The sequence below is a fragment of the Arthrobacter sp. 08Y14 genome, from assembly GCF_002929455.1.
In the GTDB taxonomy this organism is placed as follows: domain Bacteria; phylum Actinomycetota; class Actinomycetes; order Actinomycetales; family Micrococcaceae; genus Arthrobacter_B; species Arthrobacter_B sunyaminii.
Genome location: NZ_PJIX01000001.1, coordinates 903,670 through 924,829 on the forward strand (window position 1 = coordinate 903,670; position 21,160 = coordinate 924,829).

25 protein-coding genes and 1 riboswitch are annotated in these 21,160 nt (G+C 64.4%); of the genes, 16 read left to right on the forward strand and 9 right to left on the reverse strand.

Annotation, left to right across the window (positions count from 1 at the left end; translation table 11 throughout):
• Window positions 1-18: 18 nt before the first annotated feature.
• Window positions 19-83: riboswitch (guanidine-III (ykkC-III) riboswitch) on the forward strand.
• A 10-nt stretch (window positions 84-93) separates the two neighbouring features.
• The 3 genes from CXR03_RS04270 (at window position 94) to CXR03_RS04280 (ending at window position 2,306) form a co-directional block, all read left to right on the forward strand.
• Complete coding sequence (locus CXR03_RS04270; protein ID WP_104053259.1) at window positions 94-408, forward strand: multidrug efflux SMR transporter; 315 nt, start codon at window positions 94-96, stop codon at window positions 406-408.
• A 2-nt stretch (window positions 409-410) separates the two neighbouring features.
• A complete protein-coding gene (locus CXR03_RS04275; RefSeq protein ID WP_104102144.1) occupies window positions 411-776 on the forward strand; it encodes a multidrug efflux SMR transporter in 366 nt (121 codons plus the stop codon).
• 66 nt (window positions 777-842) lie between these two features.
• Entirely contained in the window at window positions 843-2,306 is a 1,464-nt protein-coding gene (locus CXR03_RS04280) for an amino acid permease (protein WP_104102146.1), read from the forward strand.
• 44 nt (window positions 2,307-2,350) lie between these two features.
• On the opposite strand, the gene CXR03_RS04285 is transcribed toward CXR03_RS04280, so the two are convergent.
• Window positions 2,351-3,547 carry an MFS transporter gene (locus CXR03_RS04285; RefSeq protein WP_258073479.1) on the reverse strand — a complete coding sequence of 399 codons (1,197 nt, stop codon included), beginning with the start codon at window positions 3,545-3,547 and terminating at the stop codon, window positions 2,351-2,353.
• Between the two features lie 170 nt (window positions 3,548-3,717).
• On the opposite strand from CXR03_RS04285, the gene CXR03_RS04290 reads away from it, so the two are divergent.
• The 3 genes from CXR03_RS04290 (at window position 3,718) to CXR03_RS04300 (ending at window position 4,959) form a co-directional block, all read left to right on the forward strand.
• Entirely contained in the window at window positions 3,718-4,071 is a 354-nt protein-coding gene (locus tag CXR03_RS04290) for a hypothetical protein (protein WP_146070450.1), read from the forward strand.
• A 112-nt stretch (window positions 4,072-4,183) separates the two neighbouring features.
• Window positions 4,184-4,480, forward strand: a complete 297-nt coding sequence (locus tag CXR03_RS04295; RefSeq protein WP_104102149.1) for a hypothetical protein — start codon at window positions 4,184-4,186, stop codon at window positions 4,478-4,480.
• 110 nt (window positions 4,481-4,590) lie between these two features.
• Window positions 4,591-4,959: a DUF1622 domain-containing protein gene (locus tag CXR03_RS04300; protein WP_104102151.1), complete on the forward strand. Its 369-nt coding sequence runs from the start codon at window positions 4,591-4,593 to the stop codon at window positions 4,957-4,959.
• A gap of 60 nt (window positions 4,960-5,019) precedes the next feature.
• Here CXR03_RS04300 and CXR03_RS04305 read toward each other — a convergent pair whose 3' ends face one another.
• Entirely contained in the window at window positions 5,020-5,505 is a 486-nt protein-coding gene (locus CXR03_RS04305) for a hypothetical protein (protein WP_146070451.1), read from the reverse strand.
• A gap of 235 nt (window positions 5,506-5,740) precedes the next feature.
• On the opposite strand from CXR03_RS04305, the gene CXR03_RS04310 reads away from it, so the two are divergent.
• Entirely contained in the window at window positions 5,741-6,067 is a 327-nt protein-coding gene (locus CXR03_RS04310) for a PLDc N-terminal domain-containing protein (protein WP_181034486.1), read from the forward strand.
• On the opposite strand, the gene CXR03_RS04315 is transcribed toward CXR03_RS04310, so the two are convergent.
• Together CXR03_RS04315 and CXR03_RS04320 are read right to left on the reverse strand one after the other, a co-directional pair.
• Window positions 6,064-6,867 carry an HNH endonuclease signature motif containing protein gene (locus CXR03_RS04315; RefSeq protein WP_146070452.1) on the reverse strand — a complete coding sequence of 268 codons (804 nt, stop codon included), beginning with the start codon at window positions 6,865-6,867 and terminating at the stop codon, window positions 6,064-6,066. The genes CXR03_RS04310 and CXR03_RS04315 overlap by 4 nt on opposite strands.
• Entirely contained in the window at window positions 6,833-7,699 is an 867-nt protein-coding gene (locus CXR03_RS04320) for a DUF222 domain-containing protein (protein ID WP_104102158.1), read from the reverse strand. Before CXR03_RS04320 ends, CXR03_RS04315 begins: the two co-directional genes overlap by 35 nt.
• Before the next feature lie 295 nt (window positions 7,700-7,994).
• Between CXR03_RS04320 and CXR03_RS04325 the strand changes: the two genes are divergently transcribed.
• Complete coding sequence (locus CXR03_RS04325) at window positions 7,995-9,299, forward strand: Nramp family divalent metal transporter (RefSeq protein ID WP_104102159.1); 1,305 nt, start codon at window positions 7,995-7,997, stop codon at window positions 9,297-9,299.
• A 65-nt stretch (window positions 9,300-9,364) separates the two neighbouring features.
• Here CXR03_RS04325 and trxB read toward each other — a convergent pair whose 3' ends face one another.
• Entirely contained in the window at window positions 9,365-10,342 is a 978-nt protein-coding gene (gene trxB, locus CXR03_RS04330; protein WP_104102824.1) for a thioredoxin-disulfide reductase, read from the reverse strand.
• A gap of 192 nt (window positions 10,343-10,534) precedes the next feature.
• Here trxB and CXR03_RS04335 point away from each other — a divergent pair, with 192 nt between their 5' ends.
• A complete protein-coding gene (locus CXR03_RS04335) occupies window positions 10,535-11,035 on the forward strand; it encodes a GNAT family N-acetyltransferase (RefSeq protein ID WP_258073480.1) in 501 nt (166 codons plus the stop codon).
• Between the two features lie 4 nt (window positions 11,036-11,039).
• Window positions 11,040-11,633, forward strand: a complete 594-nt coding sequence (locus CXR03_RS04340; protein WP_104102162.1) for a GNAT family N-acetyltransferase — start codon at window positions 11,040-11,042, stop codon at window positions 11,631-11,633.
• Window position 11,634: 1 nt separating this feature from the next.
• Here the strand turns inward: CXR03_RS04340 and CXR03_RS04345 are convergent, their stop codons facing one another.
• The 3 genes from CXR03_RS04345 to CXR03_RS04355 all read right to left on the reverse strand — a co-directional run bounded on the left by CXR03_RS04345 (window position 11,635) and on the right by CXR03_RS04355 (window position 14,052).
• Entirely contained in the window at window positions 11,635-12,513 is an 879-nt protein-coding gene (locus CXR03_RS04345) for an ABC transporter permease (protein ID WP_104102164.1), read from the reverse strand.
• Window positions 12,510-13,406, reverse strand: coding sequence for an ABC transporter ATP-binding protein (locus CXR03_RS04350; protein ID WP_258073481.1), 897 nt, complete (start codon window positions 13,404-13,406; stop codon window positions 12,510-12,512). The genes CXR03_RS04345 and CXR03_RS04350 overlap by 4 nt, the downstream gene beginning before the upstream one ends.
• 91 nt (window positions 13,407-13,497) lie before the next feature.
• Window positions 13,498-14,052, reverse strand: a complete 555-nt coding sequence (locus tag CXR03_RS04355; protein WP_104102167.1) for a GNAT family N-acetyltransferase — start codon at window positions 14,050-14,052, stop codon at window positions 13,498-13,500.
• Between the two features lie 89 nt (window positions 14,053-14,141).
• Here CXR03_RS04355 and CXR03_RS04360 point away from each other — a divergent pair, with 89 nt between their 5' ends.
• The 6 genes from CXR03_RS04360 to CXR03_RS04385 all read left to right on the forward strand — a co-directional run bounded on the left by CXR03_RS04360 (window position 14,142) and on the right by CXR03_RS04385 (window position 19,959).
• On the forward strand, window positions 14,142-14,825 hold the full coding sequence (locus CXR03_RS04360; RefSeq protein WP_104102168.1) for a DUF6308 family protein: 684 nt from the start codon (window positions 14,142-14,144) through the stop codon (window positions 14,823-14,825).
• Window positions 14,822-15,190, forward strand: coding sequence for a hypothetical protein (locus tag CXR03_RS04365; RefSeq protein ID WP_104102170.1), 369 nt, complete (start codon window positions 14,822-14,824; stop codon window positions 15,188-15,190). Before CXR03_RS04360 ends, CXR03_RS04365 begins: the two co-directional genes overlap by 4 nt.
• 295 nt (window positions 15,191-15,485) lie before the next feature.
• On the forward strand, window positions 15,486-16,385 hold the full coding sequence (locus CXR03_RS04370; protein ID WP_104102171.1) for a hypothetical protein: 900 nt from the start codon (window positions 15,486-15,488) through the stop codon (window positions 16,383-16,385).
• Window positions 16,386-17,996, forward strand: coding sequence for a hypothetical protein (locus CXR03_RS04375; RefSeq protein ID WP_258073482.1), 1,611 nt, complete (start codon window positions 16,386-16,388; stop codon window positions 17,994-17,996).
• A complete protein-coding gene (locus tag CXR03_RS04380) occupies window positions 17,993-18,670 on the forward strand; it encodes an ABC transporter ATP-binding protein (RefSeq protein WP_104102173.1) in 678 nt (225 codons plus the stop codon). The genes CXR03_RS04375 and CXR03_RS04380 overlap by 4 nt, the downstream gene beginning before the upstream one ends.
• Window positions 18,667-19,959: an ABC transporter permease gene (locus CXR03_RS04385; protein WP_104102175.1), complete on the forward strand. Its 1,293-nt coding sequence runs from the start codon at window positions 18,667-18,669 to the stop codon at window positions 19,957-19,959. Before CXR03_RS04380 ends, CXR03_RS04385 begins: the two co-directional genes overlap by 4 nt.
• Here CXR03_RS04385 and CXR03_RS04390 read toward each other — a convergent pair.
• Window positions 19,956-21,101 (reverse strand): glycerol dehydrogenase, encoded by a 1,146-nt coding sequence (locus CXR03_RS04390; RefSeq protein ID WP_104102177.1) that lies wholly within the window; start codon window positions 21,099-21,101, stop codon window positions 19,956-19,958. The two genes, CXR03_RS04385 and CXR03_RS04390, sit on opposite strands and share 4 nt — an antisense overlap.
• Window positions 21,102-21,160 lie beyond the last annotated feature (59 nt).

The window sequence follows — 21,160 nt, forward strand, 5'->3', positions numbered from 1 at the left end:
CGTTTGCTACCCTAGGTAGCCAAGACCGGATCCCGGTCTCCGGACGACGGTTCAGTACCCGGACAGCGACAAGACTGGCCAAAGGATTTAGTCATGGCATGGGTCATCCTTGTTCTCTCCGGCATGCTGGAGGCCGTCTGGGCCACCGCACTGGGCAAATCGCAAAACTTCCGCCGGGTCTGGCCCACGGTGATCTTCGCCGCCGGCCTCCTGCTCAGCATGGCCGGACTCGCGGCGGCCATGCAGTCCATTCCCGTGGGCACCGCGTATGCGGTCTGGGTGGGAATCGGCGCAGTGCTGACGGCTGCCTACGCGATGGCGTTTGGCGGCGAGAAAGCCACCGCGCTGAAGGTCCTGCTGCTGCTGGGCGTCGTCGGCTGTGTTATCGGCCTGAAGGTGGTGGGCTGAACATGCCGTGGATTGTCCTGCTCCTGAGCGCCGTCCTTGAAGCCGTGTGGGCCACCGCCCTGGATGCTTCAGCCGGGTTCACCCTCCTGGTCCCCTCCCTCATCTTCCTTGCCGCATGCGCGGCCTCCATGGTGGGACTGGCTTATGCCATGAACTCCATTCCCGTCTCCACGGCGTATGCCGTATGGACCGGACTGGGCGCTGTCCTGACGGTCGCGTATGCCATGGTGTTCGGCAATGAACAGCCCGGACTGCTGAAGATCCTTTTCCTTGCCGGAATCATTGGCTGTGTGGTCGGCCTGAAATTTGTGGAGTCTGCTCCCCGGGACAAGAGCCCGGACACTGTTCCCAGGGACCCGGCGGGTTGATACTGCTCTGAGCGCCGGGAATGCTCCGGCGTACCGCGGTACCGGCAGCGATGATCGGAGCCTTCCATGTCCACAGCGGAAAGTGCGTCTTCCTCCCTTTTCCGGCGCAAGCCAATCGACGAGGTCGAAGACGAAAGGAGCGGCAGCAAACTCTTTAAAAGCCTGGGGCTGTGGCAGCTCACGGCTATCGGCGTCGGCGGCATCATTGGCATCGGCATCTTCACCCTTGCGGGTTTGGTTGCCAACGGCGGGCCTGACGCGCCCGGCGTCGGGCCGGGCGTGCTGATCTCCTTCCTTGTCGCGGGGCTGGCAAGTGCTGCAGCAGCCCTGTCCTACGCGGAATTTGCCGGAATGGTCCCGCGAGCCGGTTCCGCCTACACCTATGGTTATGTGGCTCTGGGCGAGATCATCGGCTGGTTTATCGGCTGGGACCTGCTCCTGGAATACACGGCCATTGTGGCCGTGGTTGCCATTGGCATCTCGGGCTATTTCACCGAGTTCATGAGCGGAATCGGCATTGACGTTCCGGCCTGGATGCAGGGCACCGGCGACACCGTTGAGGGCGGGGTAGTGAACGTGCCGGCCCTGGTGGTCTGCCTGTTCATTACCTGGATCCTCAGCCGGGGCACCAAGACCTTCGGGCGTTTCGAGCTGGTGGCGGTCGGCCTGAAAGTGCTGTTGATTCTCTTTATTGTGGGGCTGGGGTTCTTCTTCGTGAATACGGCCAACTACACGCCGTTCCTGCCGAACGGTTTTGGTGCTGTCTTCACCGGTGCGGCTACGGTGTTCTTCGCGGTGTTTGGATATGACGCGATGAGCACGGCCGCTGAAGAAGCTACCGACGGCAAAAAACACATGCCCAAGGCCATCCTGCTTTCGCTGGCCGTGGCCATGGTCCTGTACGTCCTGGCAACGCTGGTCCTGACCGGCATGCAGAATTACACCGAGATCAGCCCGACCGCCGGATTTGCCTCCGCCTTCCAGGCCGTAGGGCTTCCGGTCATTGCCACTGTCATCTCCGCCTTCGCCGTGCTGTCCATTCTCACCGTGATGCTCACCTTCCTGCTCGGCGTCACCCGGGTTTGGTTCTCCATGAGCCGCGACGGGCTGCTTCCGGGCTGGTTTTCGGGAACGGACCGGCACGGTACACCGCAGCGGGTCACCTGGATTGCCGGAATTGCCTCGGCACTGCTGGCCGGAGTGTTTCCGATCCGTGCCGTGGCGGATCTGACGAACATCGGCATTCTGGCGGCATTTGTGGTGGTTTCGGTGGCTGTGATTGTGCTCCGCCGGCGGCAGCCGGACGCTCCGCGGGAGTTCCGGCTGCCGCTGATGCCTTGGATTCCGGCCTTCGGCGTGCTGTCCTCAGGCTTCCTGATGCTGCAGCTGCACTGGGAGACCTGGCTGCGTTTTGCCATCTGGCTCCTGATCGGCATTGTCATCTACTGGTTCTACGGCCGCCGCCACTCGCTGCTGAATCCAAACAGTCCGCGTCTGGCCAAGCCGCCGCCGGCTCCGGAAACCGCCTGAGGCGCAGAGCCGACGTCATATTTTCAGCTCTCCGCAACGGCACTTCAGCTCTCCACAACGGCTGCGGTACGTGCGGTCATCCAGCGAAGGACCAGGCCCAGAACTACGCACACGAGGTAGCCGGTCGCCACAAACAACCAGCCCGCGAGGAATCCTCCCGAATACTGCAGCAGCAGTCCCATGGCCAGCGGACCCGAGGCGAATCCAACGTACATTCCCAGCGAGACCACACCGGATGCCGCCCCTACCCGGCCCGGCTCCACCTCCCGTATTGCTCCTGCCATCACCACCACATTCACCCCGAGCACCGTGGCCCCGTGGAGGGCCACTCCGGTCCACAGAAGTACGGGCATCCCTGTTTGCCCGGCGGCCAGCAGAAGCGCCGTCCCTCCGATGGCTCCCAGCGCCAGGATGAGCAGCAGCGACGCCACCGCGGTTCCGCCGGCAATTCGCCGACCCCACAGCACCCTGGCCGCTACGCCAACCACTCCGGCAACCGCGGCAGCCGCTCCGGCCATCAGCAGTGAAAAGTCCAGCTCGCGCTGCGCAAACATCGGCAGGTAAACGTTGGTGGCCTGCATCCCGGCGCCCGAAAACAGGGCAAACCCGGCCAGCAGCCAGACCGTGGGCGGGAACGGGTCGCGCGGGCCGGAAGCCGCACCCGTCCTTGGCAGCGCCGGAGGTGCAGCAGGCAGTTTGTTCCACGAATACATCAGGAGCACCGCCATGACGACGGCGGCTCCGGCGGCAGCGCCGCGCCAGCCGACCAGCAGTGCCGCAGCGGGGAAGAAGAGGCTGGAAAACAGCTGGCTCGCCTGCACACCGGACTGCTTGATCCCCAACCAGCCGGGACGCCGGACGGGGTCCACCTGGTGGGCAATCACCCTGTTGGTCGTGGGATTGGAAATCGCCTGTGCCGGTCCCGCCAAACCTACGGCAATCAAAAGCCACAAATAGCTTCCGGACACAGCCATCAGCGTGAGTGCGAGAGCCGTGCCTCCGAAAATAAGGATGAGCTGGGCACGTCCGGAAATCCTGTCGCTAAGCCGGCCCAGGGACACGGAAGACAACGCCGCGCTGAGGAAACAAACCGTGGCCAGCAGCCCAAACTGCGCTTCGCTGATGCCCAGGTCGCCGATGATGAGCGTGCTCGTGGCGCTGATGCCGTAATTCATGACAGGTCCGGCACCCATTGCGCACACCAGCACAAACAAAAGTCCGGGACCCGCTTTGTTGTTCACTTTCTGCCCTTCTCGCAACGACACAGTACATTCTGGCTCACCGGTGAACAACGCACTGACAAATAGCGGCTATCATCTGCTTAGGGCCGGTATAACCAGGCCTATTAGCTGGGGGAGTAGAAATGGGCGGGGAGTCTCAAACAGTGCCTTCTGTGCGGAAAAAATCCGCCATGCTTTTTCGTCGCGGGCGAACCATGCTCGCGCTGGTGGCCGTCTTTTGGCTGTGGCTGCTGCTGGGTAGCGCGAACTTCATAGCCGGCCTCTTTGATACCCCCTTTTACGCGATGCTGGCCCTGTACGGGCTGGGCGTGGTAACCCTCATTTCCCTGGGTGTGGCTGGAATGGCCATTTTCTACATGGTTGTCAACAAGCCTGCGCGTACAGAACTCCCCGCTGGCAGCTCCGCCCGTCCCGGTTTCTCGGAGCTTGCGCCCGTTATCCGCCTCGTTCCGCGCCGGGTTGCCGACCACAGTGCAGCCCTCACCAACAAAGCCGCTGCCAAGTGGCGGGATCTGGCTTCCTGACTTCCGGTTTTTAGAACTCCCGGCGTTCCGGTCCGGTCCCCGTCCCGGCCGCCTGACGGAACCGGATCGTGCGGCACATCAAAATGTCAGTGCCGCACGACAGTCTTGTGCCATGACAGTCACCCACGCCCCCTACCGCCGCGAGCCGTACGTCCGTTTTCGGACGCCGTCGTCGTTCATTGACGGCAAAGCTGCGGCCTGGACCCGTGTCTCGGTGCTCCTGCATTGGATTGACGACCTCGGGCGCGCCCACAATCGCTGGGTGCCGGCAGAAAACGTCCGCCGTGTGGCCCGGGATGATTCATCGTGGCAGGACCCCTATGACGACTGGGCCTTCTACTATCCCGGCGCTGCCGCAGGTTCTTCTCCGGAGCGTTCTTCCCAGGAACTTCTGCCGACGGCCGCCTAAAGTCCTTCCGGGCTCCTTCCCTTGACACGGGCCGGAGCCCACCCGCTTATGGAGGTACGGGCGGTTCGGCCCACGGGAGCAACCATTGGAACCGGTGAGTGGAGCAGAGCATGGAATTCAAGGGCATCATTGAAGCCACCGGCGAGCTTGTGGACCTGGCCGGGGTAGCCGTCATCATTGTTGGTGCCGTCCTCGCTACGGCGTCCGTGGTGCGCACCCTTCTGCGCCGTACGGGCCGCCCTGTCTACGAGGCGTACCGGCAGCAGCTGGGCCGGTCCATCCTGCTGGGCCTGGAGCTGCTGGTTGCAGCGGACATCATCCGGACCGTGGCTGTAACTCCCACGTTTGAATCGCTCGGGGTGTTGGCTCTCATCGTCCTGATACGGACCTTCCTTAGCTACACCCTGCAACTGGAAGTCACCGGACGGCTGCCCTGGCAGCAGGTTCGCCCAGCCGAAGCGGCACCTCCGCCGGGGTAGCCGGCAGATCGGGGACGCGTATCCGGCACTTGCGGAACGGTCGCCCGCGAGGCCTACCTGTCAGGCGCGGCGGTCGTCCCGCACCGAGACCACGAGCAGAGCCGCGGTCAGCCCCAGGGTCAGTATGCCCACCGGGTTGGCCAGTGCGGCGGAGAAGCCTGCCGCTTCCGCTCCGAGCAGCGCGGACATTACTGAACCGTCGCGCCCTGGTTCTCCGCCGACGTCGGGCACCAGGAAACCAAAGGCCCCGCCTGCCAGCCACAGCCCCAGCAGAAGAAAAGACGTGCGCAATGGTGCCCCGAAACGCGGCCGCCGGGCGGCAGCCACTGTGATGCGCGCTGCCGACAACAACATCAGGATGGCCATCAGCGGCCCAACAGTTGCCGCAAAGATCACTACCAGGTTCCCCTGGATGCCAAACAGCATCCGTCCTGCTGTGATCCACAAAGGAACCAGCAGAGCCATCGGGAGGCTTAACGCCGCCGCAACAGCAGAAAAAACGGCTGCGGGACGGACCATGGACCGTGCCGGGGATGTGGTGCTCATGGTTTAAGGCTAGGCGAGATTCACGGCTAAACATGTTTCCTGTCAGGCGCACGGGCAGCTCCCGGCCGTACTACTTGGGGACGGTACGGATCGCCCGCATGTCATCACAGGGGATGAGGTTATTTGTCCTGCCGGAACCCTATTCTGGAATGGCGTCCACCCCCCAAATAAACGGCGCGACCCCGTTCATTGTTTGTTCTGACTCCGTTCATGATGAAAGAGCATGGTTTTCGTTATGCCTATCGAATACCTGATGTGGGCTCCTCTGGTGGTGCTGTCATTGGTTCTGTACCTCACTTTGGCTGCCGCAGCGCTCTACAGTCTGGCCGGTTCTCCGTGGGTTTCCAGCTCGGCACGTCGCGGGTGGATGCTTGCTGTTGTGCTGCTTCCGGTGGTGGGGTCGGTGCTGTGGTTGGCCGCTTCCCACCGGAGGACGGCGGGCTTTCCCACCGACGACGGCGAAAACCCTCCCATGTCTGAGGCACCCGACGCGGCTGACACGCCGGAGGTACCTGATGCACCCGAAGAACCTGATGTCCTGCTGGACATCCGGGAGCGCTAGAAGGGCGGGGGATCGTCCCCGTAATCGTCCGGATTCTCGCTCACTGTCCCGCCGTACGAAACGAGCACAGCACCAGGTCTCCCCGCTGATTTCCCCGGCACCGTTCCATGGTCAGGCGCCAGAGTGAGGTGCGGGTCGGTGCGGTAGGTCCTTCCGCCGGGCGAGGTCCACTCGATGATCCCGGGTGCGTGTTGTCGGGCTTTCCAGAAGCCGCGGGTTTTGAACATGTGGTGTCGTCGGCAGAGATGTTCCAAGTTGTCGTGGTCGGTGGTCCCGCCGTGGGACCAAGGTTTGGTGTGATCTATCTCGGCGATCACGGCGTTGGTCCGGCACCCCGGGAACCGGCAGGTTCCGTCCCTGGCCCGCAGCCAGCGCTGCAGTCCGGCAGGGACTTTCCGGCGGCGTCCGACCCGCAGGATCTCGTCGGTGTCCGGGTGACGTTCCACGGGTGTCCAGTGCGCTGCCTGCCGGGCCAGCCGGCGGGCAGTTTCGGGGCTGATCGGCCCGTACCCGTGCAGTTCGGCAGGCTGTTCATCAGCTCCGAAGAGGGTATCGGCGGTGATGAGGACCAGGATTTCGGTTCGGGCTCGGGCACGGGACTTCTTCTCAGAGGCTTTGTCATCGCCGGCATCGCTACGGGTTCTGCCCTCACGGCCCGCAGCCCCGTGGTTACCACTGCCTTCATGACCACTGCCTTCGACATCCCTGTCACCCTCGAGATTCCTGTCACCGTCGAGCAGGTCAGCCAGAATGTCCGCCCGCAGCTCATCCACCCGCCGGATCTCCGGCAGCCTGTTCACCCCGGGCAGCGGTCGTCAGCTGCGTATAAATCAGCTGGGCACGTGCCGCCGGCAACAACGTCGACAACCATGACATGCCATCCTCATCCGGCGCCAGACAAACCCTTCGCCGCTCAAACGCTGTCTTATGCCGGACGCTAATTGTTTCCGGATACGCCTTTTCCCGCATCCGTTGGGCTTTCACTCGGAACTGGCTCGGCGTCAGACCCGCTGCCGCAACCGCCAGCAGATCCTTTTCAAAGCCAGCCAGATCAGCCTCGGGGACATTCTGGGACTGGTCCAGTACCGTCTGCACATGCCCGTAGCTGAGGGTGCCCGCTTCCAGGCCAGCCAGCGTGCCAGTGTGGGTGGAACACAGCTGTCCGGCGTCGCTCATCAGCATCTTCGCGGTATTCGTGGGAACGCGCAGGATGGCTGCGGCTTCCTCCGCCGCCAGGCTGAACGTCAGGGCCGGATCCTCCCGGCCAACATCTTCGAGCAGCTCGTCCCGGAAGAGGATTTCCATCCGGTGCAGCACTTTGGCCTGCTGAGCCTGCGCCCACCGCACCAAAGCATCCAACCGGGACAACACCACACTGGCTTCATCCTGGGTCAGGGCCTCCGCGCCCTGCAGGACCAACGAACCGGTAAGCCCGTCGCGGTAGGCCGGACCATGGGCCGGGGCCGGACCATGGGCCGGGGCCGGAGGGAAACCGTCTTGGTCGGAACCTGCATCAGCGACCCTGCGCGAAGCTTCAAAGACCGACAGGCTCGGGCCAGCAGCCTGGCCAGCAGCCTGCCCGGCACCAACGCAATCACCGGTGCCGCGTCGAAAAGATCCGTTCTGATCCATGCCCTCAGGCTTTCACCTGCCACCGACATTTCCGTCCCGAAAACAGCCCCAAAAACCCCAAAACAGGCCTCTTTCGGACGTTCCAAATACTCGACTTTTTTCCGGAACTACTTGCCAGGAGGAGGGCTGCCTACGTCGCGCCGGCCCACACCTTCAAAGCTCTCTATATCTGTTCCGCACATCCGCCGTCCGCCCCACCGTGGACGAACCCCCTCCCACCCCACCCCACCCGAAAAGTTCGCCATCCCCGCTACACCGTCTTCGGGGCACCGAACTTTTGTGTTACGTTGCTGTCATGAGCCGCAAGACTGCCCTCCTGAGGCCTGCCAAGCCGGCAACAGGCGCGCCTTCCCCTGTGCCCGCTTCCCCCACCGAAATACCCGCTGCCCCCAAACGCCTGATCTGGATGCTGGGACCCGCACTGGTTGCGGGAGTCGCCTATCTGGATCCGGGAAACGTTGCCAGCAACATGACGGCGGGCGCACGGTTCGGCTACCTGCTGGTATGGGTTGTGGTTGCCGGGAACATCATGGCCTGGCTCATCCAGTACCTCTCCGCAAAACTTGGACTGGTCACCGGCAAGTCCCTGCCCGAACTGCTGGGAGAACGCCTGGGCCGCAAAACCGGACGCCGCCTCTACTGGCTCCAGGCGGAGCTCGTAGCCATGGCCACCGATGTGGCCGAGGTGATCGGCGGCGCCGTGGCCTTGTGGCTTCTGTTCGACCTGCCGCTGCTCCTCGGCGGCGTCATTACCGGGGTCATATCCATGGCTGTTCTGGGCCTTCAGGGCAGCGGACGTCACCGCACGTTTGAGTACGTGATCGTGTCCATGATGGCGATTATCGCCGTCGGCTTCACGGCCGGAATCGTGATTTCACCGCCCGACGGGGGCGCCGTGGCTGACGGCCTCATCCCCCGCTTCGAGGGAAGCGAATCCGTGCTGCTCGCAGCGTCCATTCTTGGCGCCACGGTCATGCCGCACGCCATTTACGCGCATTCGGCATTGACCCGGGACCGTTTCCCGGACCGCACTGCTTTCCTAACGACCCCAAGGCTGATCCGCGCCACCCGCTGGGATGTCACCATTGCGCTGGCTGTCGCCGGAACCGTGAACCTGGCGATCCTGCTCCTGGCAGCGAGCTCCCTCCAGGGCGTCGCCGGAACGGACACCTTGGAAGGTGCGCACGCTGCGATCGCTGCGTCCCTTGGCGGCGCCGTCGCCACCCTTTTTGCCGTTGGCCTATTGGCATCGGGTCTGGCATCCACCTCCGTAGGCGCCTACGCCGGCGCCGAAATCATGCAGGGGCTGCTGAAGATCCGCATGCCGATGCTGCTGCGCCGCCTGATCACGCTGATTCCCGCTCTGCTGATCCTGGCGGCCGGTGTCGACCCCACCTGGGCGCTCATCCTCAGCCAGGTCATCCTGTCCTTCGGCATTCCGTTTGCCCTGATTCCGCTGGTGTGGCTGACCTCGCGCCGGGATCTGATGGGTGTGCACACCAACCGCTGGTGGACCACCGCACTGGGAGTTGTGGTGGCCATCCTGCTGGTGGGGCTGAACATTACGCTGCTCGTGCTGACCTTCACCGGCGCGGCTTAGCGCCGGGAAGGTCCAACACCACAGCACGACGACGGCGGGAACCTCCGTGTCACCGGTCCACCTGCTCAGTCGTTCAACGTCCCCTCCACCAGCGCGGTGGCAATGCTGTCAGCATCCTGCACCGCGGCCAGATAGCGTTCGGCGTCCAGAGCTGCGGCGCACCCGGTGCCGGCGGCGGTGATGGCCTGACGGTAGCGGTGGTCCACGGCATCACCGCACGCAAAAACACCGTCGGCGGAGGTAGCCGTGGTGGGTGCAGCCACCGTTATGTAACCCTCCGCGTCAAGGTCCACCTGTCCATGCAGCAGTTCAGTACGCGGCACATGCCCGATGGCGACAAACACCCCGGTAGCCGCCAGCTCGCGCCGTTCTCCCGTGACCGTGTCGGTAAGGGTCACCCCCGTCACCTTGTCCTGGCCGTGCACCGCGGTCACTTCGCTGTTCCACTCAAATCGGATCTTGTCGTGGCTCTTGACCCGCATGGCCATGATGCGTGAGGCCCGCAGCTCGCTGCGCCGCACAATCACCGTGACGGTCCGTCCGAACCGGCTCAGGAACAGAGCCTCCTCCATGGCGGAATCGCCGCCGCCCACCACCAGCACATCCTGGTTCCGGAAAAAGAAACCGTCGCAGGTGGCGCACCATGAGATGCCGTGGCCGTTGAGCCGTTTCTCCTCCGGCAGACCCAGTTCCTTATACGCTGATCCGGTGGCCAGAATAACGCTGCGCGCCTTGTGCTTGCCTCCGCCGCCGGTCTCCACCCGCTTCACATGCCCGCCCAAATCGACCGACACGACGTCGTCGTACTGCACCACGGCACCGAACTTTTCCGCCTGCCGGCGCAGGCTGTCCATCAGGTCCGGGCCCTGAATACCGTCCGGAAAGCCGGGAAAGTTTTCCACTTCAGTGGTGTTCATTAGGGCGCCGCCCGCGGTCACCGACCCGGCAAGGACACGCGGTTTCAGACCTGCCCGGGCCGCATAAATGGCCGCTGTGTAGCCGGACGGACCGGAGCCGATGATGAGAACCTGATCGGTATTCATGAGGTAGTCCTTGGCATGCGGTCTGGTCGGGAACAGCAAGGGCACTGATTCCAGTGTGACCGCCCCGGCTCCAGCCGGGAAGAAGTTCTGAGCCGGCGCCCCCATAATGGAGCGATGCCCTCTCCTTCACCAGCTCCTGCCCGGCAGCACCCCGCATCCCGGCGGCCTCCCATACACCTGGCGCAGTTGCCCGTGGCTGCCATTGACGCGCTGGCAGCAGGGGACTTGGACACCGCCAACCGGCACTCCCCCGTTCCCCTCACCCGGCATTTTTCCTCCGACCGGCAGTCGCTGTGGAAAATGCGCAGCGCCCAGCTTGCGGCAGCGCCCGACGACGCCGGCTGGATCACCGGGGCCATCGTCGACACGGAGTCGGGTAAGGCTGTGGGCTGCGCAGGTTTTCACGGACCGCCGGATCCGGACGGCATGGTGGAACTGGGCTATTCCGTGGATCCATCGTTCCGCCGCGGCGGCTACGCCCGCGCCGCACTGGAACTGCTGCTGGCCCGGGCCGCCCGCGAACCGGACGTCCGCACGGTGCGCGCCACCATCAGCCCGGATAACGAAGCCTCCCGCAACCTGGTGCTGCAGTACGGGTTCGAGGAAAACGGTTCCCAGTGGGATGAGGAAGACGGGCTGGAGATCATTTTCGAAGTGGCAGCGGGAAACCAAGCCGGCCCCCCAGTAGGCTGATCTGATGCTTCCCGAAAACCTCTTTGCCAACCAGGCCACCTTGACCACCGCCCGGCTCCGGCTGGAACCGCTCGGGCCGGAACATTTTGAGGGCGCCTGGGCCAGCCTGCAGGATCCGGAAGCACGGCGCCTGACCGGAACCCACGCAGAATTCACCCCCGAACAGATTCAGGCATGGCTGGCCGGGCTCGCCGGACAGCATGACCGCGGAGACTGGGCCGTCATTCGCCGCGCAGACGAAAACCACCCGGAGGAACGGTACTTGGGCGAAGTGGTCCTCAATGACCTCGATGCCGACAACGGGTCGGTCGGATTCCGGATTGCCCTGGCACCGGCGGACGTGCGGGGACAGGGGTACGGGACCGAGGCGACGGCCGCCGTCGTCGGGCACGCGTTTGATGACCTCGGCCTGCACCGGGTGGCGCTGGAGGTCTTTGCGTTCAATCCCCGGGCCCAGCGCGCCTATGAAAAGGCCGGGTTCACAGTGGAGGGCCGCCAGCGCGAGGCTCTGCTCTGGGACGGTGAGCGGGTGGATGCGATCAGCATGGGTATCCTCGCACGTGATCCGCGTCCTGCCCTGCCGGTCCCGACTGCCTGAATCAGCCGATGCGGCGCCGGATCTGAACGGCAGCCAGCAGGGTGAACACCACCGTCATGGCAACCAGAATGAACACCACATAGGGGTTGGTGACGGTCCAATCCCCCACTGACGCGGTGATGCCGAAAACCTCCCGCAGCTCGGTGGCGGCAGCCGGCTGGTCCGCCGCCAGGACCTGCAGCGAATCCGCCGTCATCTCCTGGCGGATCGGCAGCGCAGCCTGCATAAACGGCAGGGCGCTGACCACGGTGCGCACGCCTTCGGGCAGGGCCCCCACCGGAATGTAGGCGCCGGCCAGGAACCCCAGAATGGTGCCCACAATGGTCGACAGGGCTGAGTACGCTCCCGCAGTCCGCACAAACGAGACCGCAAAGGAGCTCAGCGCCGCAAACGCCAGGCAGCTTAGAGCCAGGAAGCCGTAAACGGTGGCGATCTGCCCGGCGCTAAAACTGATCCCGTCCACCAAATACAGATAGACCAGGCTGATGATCAACATCACGGTGGTCATAATCAGCGCCACAACGCCGGCAGAGGACAAATAGCCCAGGATCAGTTGTTCCCGGCGGATCGGCGAAACCATAAAATCCCGGAAACGGCCCGATGACGAATCCTCCACAAACACGTTAAGGGCGCCCAGACCGGTGGTGATGGAGGTAATGCCGACGATGCCGGCGAACATCCAGGTGTCCACGAAACCCTTGACGTCATCCCTCGTAGCTCCCGGGAAGGACTGTTGGAGGTCATCAATCTGGGTGCTGCCGAGAAACAGCGTATAAAGCAGGAACAGGATCAGCGCCGAGAGCAGCGAGAAAAACACGCCCATCCGGTCACGGAAGAACAGCCGCAGGTTGCGCAGCATCAGGTTGCCGACAATGTTCATGCGCCCTCCCCCTCGTGTCCGGTCAGCGCCAGAAAAACGTCATCCATGGTTCCGTGCCGGAATTCAAAGTCCGCCACGGCGTCACCGTGCTCCGTTAAAATCCTGCGGGCCGTCTCGGCGGTGTCGACGACGAGCCGCACCACCCCGCCGTCGTCCTCATCGCGGATGCCGGCGCCCGCAGCGGTTGCCAGCGCCAGCAGCGCCGGCCGGTTGTCCGTGGTGATGCTCAGGACGGAGTTGCTGTGCCGGGCGCGCAGCTGGGCGGGCGTGCCGTCGGCGATGATCCGGCCGCGTTCAATAATGCACACCCGGTCCGCTTCCTCGGTTTCCTCCATGTAGTGCGTGGTGAGGAAGACGGTGAGCCCGTGCCGGTCCCGCAGCTCACGGATGGTGGACCAGACCATGGCGCGGCTGGCCGGGTCCAGCCCGGCGGTGGGTTCGTCCAGGAAGAGGATCGACGGCGAATGCAGCAGTGCGCGCGCAATGTCCACGCGCCGCCGCTGTCCGCCGGAATAGGTGCCGTAGCGGCGGTCGACAAAGTCGTCGATCCCGATCATGGCGCTCAGTTCCTGGATCCGGGCATCGTTGGCCGCGGTGTCGGCCGAATAGAATTTGGCCCTCGTCCGCAGGTTTTCCCGGCCCGTCAGCAGCGGATCCAGCAAAGAATCCTGGAAAACGACGCCGATGTCCTTGCGGACTTCGCCGGCCTCGCTGCGTACGTCGTGCCCGCTGACGATTGCTTCACCGGCGTTGAAGGGAATGACGGTGGTGAGGCAGGAGATAGTGGTGGATTTGCCGGCGCCGTTGACCCCCAGAAAGGCGAAGACCGTACCGGAATGCACTTCAAAGGACAGGTCATCAACGGCTGTGGTGGCACCGTATTTCTTGGTCAACCCACGGACGGATATAGCGGTATCTGCGGATAGTGGCACGATTTCCCCGGCTTCCCGTTCTTCCGGCGGCATCGGCCGGGCTGGAGAAAGTCTAGCGGGAGAACTGGCGCAGATCGTCCCATTCAAAGGAGGTAGTCCCGTTGCTTTCCCAATCCTGCCGCAGGATGGCGTAGGCCACCGACGCCACCCGCGTACCATCCGCCGTGGGCCAGCCGAGGCGGTAATGGGCCTCCTTGAGAAAGCCTGCCCGGACGAAAGTCTTGCGCATGGCAACGTTGTCCTCCCGTGTCTGGCCTTCAAACCGCACCGGATCGGGAAACTTTTCAAACACCAGTGAGCACAGGGCCTTCAGGACCTGCGGCCCCAGTCCCCGGCCGCGGAAGTCCTCCGCCAGCCGCAGGTCGAACATGGGGGTGTCCTCCTCCAGGTCATCAAGCACCACCATCCCGACAGTTTTGGCATCATCGACGATCCAGTAGCCCACCGATTCCTCAGACCAGAACCTGCCGCTGTCCACCGCTTCCCGTGCCGACTTCGCCGTATGTTGTGCCGTCATATGGAAAGGAAAACTGTTTGAAGTCAGGAATTGCACAATTGCTTCCGCCTCAGACTCCGATTCGGCCATCAGGCGAAAGTTAATAACCATGGTGGGAGCCTATCCGACACCAGTAGGGTGTTGGTCATTAGGTGTCCACCAGCATTCCCACCCATTCCAAACCAGACTTGGGGATATTCATGAGACGAGTTGTTTCGACCGGGGAAATCACCGTTGAGTCGGCTGCACGGAATCTGCAGGACTATTTCACCGAACTCATGCCGCGGACCGGCAGGGTCCGCAGCAGTTCCCGCTTTGATTCCTGGGCCGGCGGCGGCGATGCCCCGGGCGTGGTGAACCGGTTCACGGCCGACGACGTCGTTGCCGCCTCCTTCCGCTCGGTGAAGATTCCGGCGCGGACGGCAGTTGCCCTGCTGGAAACGCGGGCCGGAGACATTTCCGATCTGCTGGCTTCCATCCCGGCGGACGTCGATCTGCCCGACGCGGACGCGGTGCAGGATTTGGGTGCCGGCAGCCCGGCGCGCCAGCTGTGGAACATCCTGCGCGGCAGGCACGACGACAACGGCGGCTGGGGCGTGGGCCCGAGCACCGCCAGCAAACTCCTTGCCCGCAAGCGGCCCCGGCTGATTCCGGTGTACGACTCCATCATCCGCCGGGTCACGGCGCTGCCCGGGCCCAAGGACCAGTGGGAGTACTGGCACGCCTCCTTTGCGGACGGGGTCCTGGCCGAACGGTTGACGGAGATCCGCGCCAAGTCGGGCATCACCGAACCCATTTCCGACCTTCGGGTTCTGGATATTGTGCTGTCCATGCACGGCAAACGGCAGGGGTTCGAAGCCCAGGAGGAGGATCTGGAGTCTTGAGCGCCCTCCCGTCTCCACCGTCCGGCGCTGGCGGGACCACCGTCCGCCCGGGTCCGGCCAGCCCATGGCTGGGTACCCCGCCGGGCATCATTGCCCTCACGGCGCTGGTCCTGTCCATTGTCCTTATACCGCTGTTCTTTCCGCTGGCCGGGCTCGCCCTGGTACTCGCGGTCGTGGCTTTGGTTCGGCGGCGGCCGCAGCCACGCAGCGCCTGGGTGATCGCAATTACCAGCGGTGTCCTCCTAGTCGTCGTCCTGGCCATCGGCATTCTGGCGTCAGTTTTCCTCTTTACAACGGAATCCGGCGGCACCGGCGATCCACAGCCGGCTACAACCTCGGTGTCCGTTCCCGCCGGCGAACCCTAAACAAAGGAAATGGCGGCCCATCCGTCGCCGCGCACCGGAATTCTCCTCATTTAATGCCGCCTGCAGATGAGATGAAAACGTTACTGGCCGCGAGCATAGTTCCGGGCCGGTTGTGAGGCATTCTTTGAGGTACGTGAGCCCGCAGGTTCACCGCCCGCACTCCTAAAAGAGGATATCCGTGCACCATTCTCCGCGCGCTGCTGCGCTTCTTGCCGCTTTGTGTTTCTCCATCGTCCTCGGCGGGTGTGGTTCGTCCGGTGAAGCTGAAGAACCTCCTGCCGCCAAGGATTCCCCTTTGGCCGAATTCATGTCCTCCGCCTATGAGAGCGGGATGAGCGTGGAGGAGCAGGAGAAGGAATACGCCGAACGGGAGCGCAAGCGGGAAGACCTCGTGGCCCAGTGCATGACGGAGGAAGGTTTCGAGTACACGCCGAATGTCCAGGATGTGTCCTTTTCCATGGGAACGGACACGGAATGGAATCCTGATTCCCGGGAATGGGTGTCCCAATACGGCTACGGAATGATCAATTTCCCCGGCCGGGATGACGAGCCCGTGGCCAGCGAACAGGAGTACGTAGATCCGAACGCGGATTATGTCTCCAGTTTGTCGGAATCTGAGCAGACCGCCTTTTATGAGGCGCTGCACGGCCCCACCCCCGACGAAGAGGATATGCCCGCCGAGGGGGAAATGACGGAATGGGACTGGACCACCGCGGGCTGTTACGGATGGTCGGAGAACGAAATAAACGGCGACGACGTCGACACCTCCGAGAAGCACCAGCCGCTGATGGATTCCATGAACGCCCTCTACGAGGACATGATGAGTTCCCCGGAACTCACCGAGGCAGATGCCGAGTGGTCCTCCTGCATGGCCGACGCCGGACACCCCGGGTTCACGGCTCAGATGGATGCGCAGAACAGCATCAATGAAAAGATGAACTCCGCCTACAACGGGGTGAGTGACAGCACCAGCGCCACCGCCGAGGCTGTTGACCCCGGCGCAATGGTCGAACCGGACATGGACGAGCTGGCCGAGGAAGAAATTACCCTCGCCCTCGCTGACCTGGACTGCCGGGAGAAGACAAACTACAAGGACACCATGGAGAGCGTGCAGTTCGAGCTCGAGCAGCAGTTCATTGATGACCACAAGGCCGAGCTGGAAGCTTTCCGCGCGGACATCGAGCAGGGCAACTGAGTGGCGGGGCTTGGACGCAAGGGTGCCGACCGGCCGGCGGACCAGGCATCGGGCGTGGGCCTGCTCCTGGAAGATGCTCCGGACCGGGCCCAGGAGCAGGACGTTCCCGCACGGTCATCAGCATGGGCAGGCATCATCACCGTTTTCCAACGTAACCGAACTCTCTGGATTGTGGCTGCTGCCGCTGTTCTGAGCCTGGTTGCCGGCCTGCTGCTGGGGCGGTTTCTGGTCTCGCCGGCTGACGCAGCAGGTGCGGCCGAGCCTCCGGTGCCGGGGCTGGTGACCGTTCCCGTGCAGTACGGCCAGCTCAGCAATGACGTAACCATCCGCGGAGAGGTGGCCTACGCGGACCCGGTGGAAGTGCGCATCGACACCACATCAATAGCCGGCCCCGCCGTGGTCACGGGCCAGGTGCCGGAGGTTGGAGCGGAACTGAAGCCCCTATCGATAGCCCTGGAGGTTGCCGGCCGGCCCGTCATGGTCCTGCCCGGCGAACTGCCTGCCTACCGGACCCTTTCCCTCGGCGCATCGGGCCCCGACGTGGTCCAGTTCAAGACGGCGGTTCGGACGGTGGGAATCGACGCCGGCGATCCGTCCGACCCGGTGTTTGGCGCAGACGCAGCCAACGCCGTCGCAACCCTTTATGCCACGGCCGGGTATTCGCTTCCGGAGTCGGAGGAGGGAAGCGCCGAATCCGTCCGCGCAGCGCAGGAATCTGTACGGATGGCAGAGCAGGGTTTGTCCTCAGCCCAGAACGAGCTGGCCATGACGCCGGTGGGTGCAACACCCGTGGAGATCCGGGAGGCCGACAATGCCGTAGCCGCCGCACAGCGCGAACTGGCCGCCGCGCAGCAGGCCACACCCCGGGATGCACTGCAGATCGGCAACCTGGTGGATGCCCTTGAACTGGCTGAACTGCGCCGGCAGCAAATCGGCGCCGACCGAACCGACGCTCCACAGCGGGCAGCAGTTGACGCCGCTGCGGTGCAGCTCGCGCAGGCGCAGGAGGACCTGGTCCTCGCCGAGCAGGCTGCGCTGCCGTCACTGCCTGCTTCAGAGGTGCTGTACCTGGCCGATCTGCCCCGCCGCGTCGACACCGTCACCACCGCGCGGGGTTCCATCCTGGAGGGATCTTCCATGACGGTCTCCGGCGCAACGCTGGGACTGTCCGGTTCCGCAGCGGAAGCTGATGCCCGCCTCCTCAAGGCCGGAGACAAAGCGTCTTTTGACCTGCCGGACGGCACCGCGCACGCGGCCACCATCACGTCCGTTGCAGCCGGAGAAGGCGACTCCGCGCGATGGACCGTTCAGCTGCAGCCGGACCCCCTGACGCCGGAGCAGATCCAGGAACTCCAGGGAACCAACGTTCGCGTGTCGATCGCCGTCGGCGCCACCGACGGCGATGTTTTGTCTGTTCCCTACGCGGCCCTCACCGCCGGCCCCGGGGGCGAAACACGCGTGGAAGTGGTGGAAGGAGATCCCCGTGAGGGCGAACGGACGGCCACCCGGCTGGTGGTTGTCCGCAGCGGTTTGGCGACTCCCGGTGCCGTGGAAGTCATCCCGGTGGAAGGGGAACTGGCCGAAGGGGACCTTGTTGTGGTGGGCAAGTGAGTGTCCCCCTCCTCGAACTGCGTGATGTCACAAGGTCCTTCCCGGGTCCGCCCGAAGTGCAGGCGCTGAAGGGCATCAACCTCACTGTGCAGCAGGGCGACTATGTGTCGATTGTGGGCCCCAGCGGATCGGGCAAATCCACCATGCTCAACATCCTCGGCCTCCTGGACCGGCCCAGTGTGGGCGAGTACCGCTTTGACGGCCATCTGACCGGAGTTCTGGACGAGGACACGCGCGCTGCCGTCCGCGCGCAGCGCATCGGGTTTGTTTTCCAGGCCTTTCACCTCATGCCTCGGCGGTCGGTCCTGGAGAACGTGATGATGCCCATGCTCTACAGCGGAACCCCGCGCATCGAGCGTGCTGACCGCGCCCGGGAGGCGCTCCAGCGCGTTGGCCTCGGCCACCGCATCGATTTCCTGCCCGGCACCCTCTCCGGAGGTGAGCGCCAGCGCGTGGCCGTGGCGCGCGCCGTCGTCACCCGCCCCAGCGTGCTTCTGGCCGATGAGCCCACCGGCAACCTCGACGGCGGCACCACGCAGGATGTCATGACGCTGTTCGAGGAACTGGTGACCGACGGGCTGGCCCTGGTCATCATCACGCACGACCAGGGCGTGGCCCGGCGTGCACCCCAGTGCGTCCGGATTGCCGACGGAAGGGTGGTCACGCCCGTATGAAGCTCGCGCGCGCCACACGAAACCGTCCCCCTGCCGACCCGCCAGCGGCAGGACTCCTGTCCCCCGTTCCTTCCGCAGACCGCTTCAGCTTTATCGACCTGCTGATCGAAGCCACTTCCGACCTCGGGACACGGCCCGGCCGGCTCCTGATGACGCTGGCCGGAACCATCCTGGGCATCGGAGCCCTGGTCGCCACACTCGGCTTCGCCCAGACCACCGCCGGACAACTGGCCAAACAGTTCGACGCCTTCGCCGCCACCCAGGTCATCGCCTCTCCCGCCACGGCCCAGAACGCCGACGGCAACAGCGTTGCCACCGCTTCCCTCCCCTGGGACGCCGTGGAACGCATGGAACGCCTTGCCGGCATTGAACAGGCAGCACTGATCACCGAAGTGAAACTCCGCGAAGGCTCCGTCACCGCCGTTCCCGTCAATGATCCTTCCGCACCCCTCACCTCACCGCCGCGGGTTTTTGCCGCCTCCCCCGGACTCATCGACACGCTGGAGGGCAAGGTCCTGCACGGCCGGCTCTTCGACGCCGGACACGACCAGCGGCATGACCGCGTGGCTGCATTGGGCAACCGGCTCGCAGACCGTCTTGGCATCACCCGGGTGGATTCCCAACCGTCCATCTTCATCGACGGCCTGCCGTACGCCGTCGTCGGTGTTTTCGGCGACGTCCAGCAGCGCTCCGAGCTGCTGGAGAGTGTTGTCATCTCCACCGGCGCGGCCCGTTCAGACTTTGGCCTTGGTGCGCCGGGAGAGGTGCAGGCGCGCATTGTTGTTGGCGCCGGCCCCCAGGTGGCGGACCAGGCTGCCCTCTCCCTCTCCCCCGATGAGCCCGGGCGCATCGACGTCGCAGCCCCGCAGGGACGCTCCCAGCTCGCGGGCAATGTCCAAGCGGACGTCAACCTCATTTTTGTGGTCCTGTCCGTGGTGGTGCTTCTGGCGGGCGGCGTTGGAATTGCGAACGTGACGATGCTTTCCGTCATGGAACGCACCGGAGAGATCGGTCTGCGCCGTGCCATCGGTGCCACCCGGCGCCAAATTGCCGCGCAGTTCGTCGCGGAGTCAGTCATTATCGGACTCCTGGGCGGGATCCTCGGCGCGGCCGCGGGAGTTTTCGCCGTCATCGGAATCTCCCTGTCCCAGCAGTGGACGCCCGTCCTTAACCCGCTTGTCGCCTGCGGCGGGGCGCTCCTGGGAGCGCTCGTCGGGCTGGTCGCCGGCGGATTTCCGGCCCGCAAGGCCACGCGCATTGAACCCGTCGTGGCCCTGCGGGGAGCCTAGTGCGCTTTGTACGGCACCGGGTCCGGCAGCCCCGCTTCACGGCGTACCCGGCGTGAGAACCGTTCGATGGATTTCAGTGCGGCTTTGACGTCGGCTGGACCAACATCGAACGGCATGGACTTCATGGTCTCAGCGGGAACAGTGGCAGCCTCCGCCACCAGATCCAGTTCACGGGCGTCGTCCACGGACAAACCCACCTCGGTAAGGGTGTTCGGCAGGCCGACGCGCGTTGTGAACTCCACAAAATCCCGGATCTCAGCGGTGGGAGCGCCCTCCAGCACCAGCTGCGTCAGTGAACCGATGTTCACCTTCTGTCCGTGGGCCAGGCCGTGCGTCTGGGGTGCTGCGGTCAACCCGTTGTGGATGGCATGGGCGGCAGCCAGTCCGCCGGACTCGAACCCCAGGCCGGACAGCAGGGTATTGGCCTCGATGACCTTTTCCAGCGCCGGCGTGACGAGGTTGTCCCGGGCGGCGTCCAGAGCGGGAAGCGCGAACTCCCACAGCACGTCCCAGCTCAGCCGCGCCAGCGCGGTGCCGGTCTCCGTGGGCAGGCCGCCGGCCATGGTCAGCGAAAAAGATGCAGCCGTGGCGCGTGCTTCCAGCCAGGTGGCCAGCGCGTCGCCCACCCCGTAGGCAAGGAACGACGCCGGCGCGTTGGCCACAATCTGCGAGTCCACCAGCACCAGATCCGGGTTCCGGGTGAAGAACCGGTACTCCTCGAAGGCTCCGTCGGCGGTGTAAACGACGGCGAGCGCCGACGTCGGCGCGTCAGTGGATGCGACGGTGGGCACCGATGCCCAGCGGATGCCGGCTGCGTCGCCGGCGGCCTTGCACGCGTCGATGGTGCTGCCGCCGCCCACTCCCACCACCACGTCAGCGCCCGCGGCGCGGATGGCACCGGTCAGCCGGTCAATTTCAACGGCTGTGGGTGTTCCATTGAAGACTTCCCGGGTGAGTGGCAGCTGGGCAACCTGCAGGGACGTGCCGATGTCATGGCCGACAAAGCCCCAGACGACGTCGTCGGCCACCAGCAGCGGTGTCTTCCCGACCTGGCTAAGGAACTCTCCGAGCCGGTGGATGGCGCCGGCGCCCTGTACATAGCGGCCGGGACTGATGACGGTACGAATTGGTGCCTGCTTCATCGTGAGCTCCTGAGGCGGTTCCGACGGCGGCCGACTGGCTGCCGCTGCCAGCCTAGGGG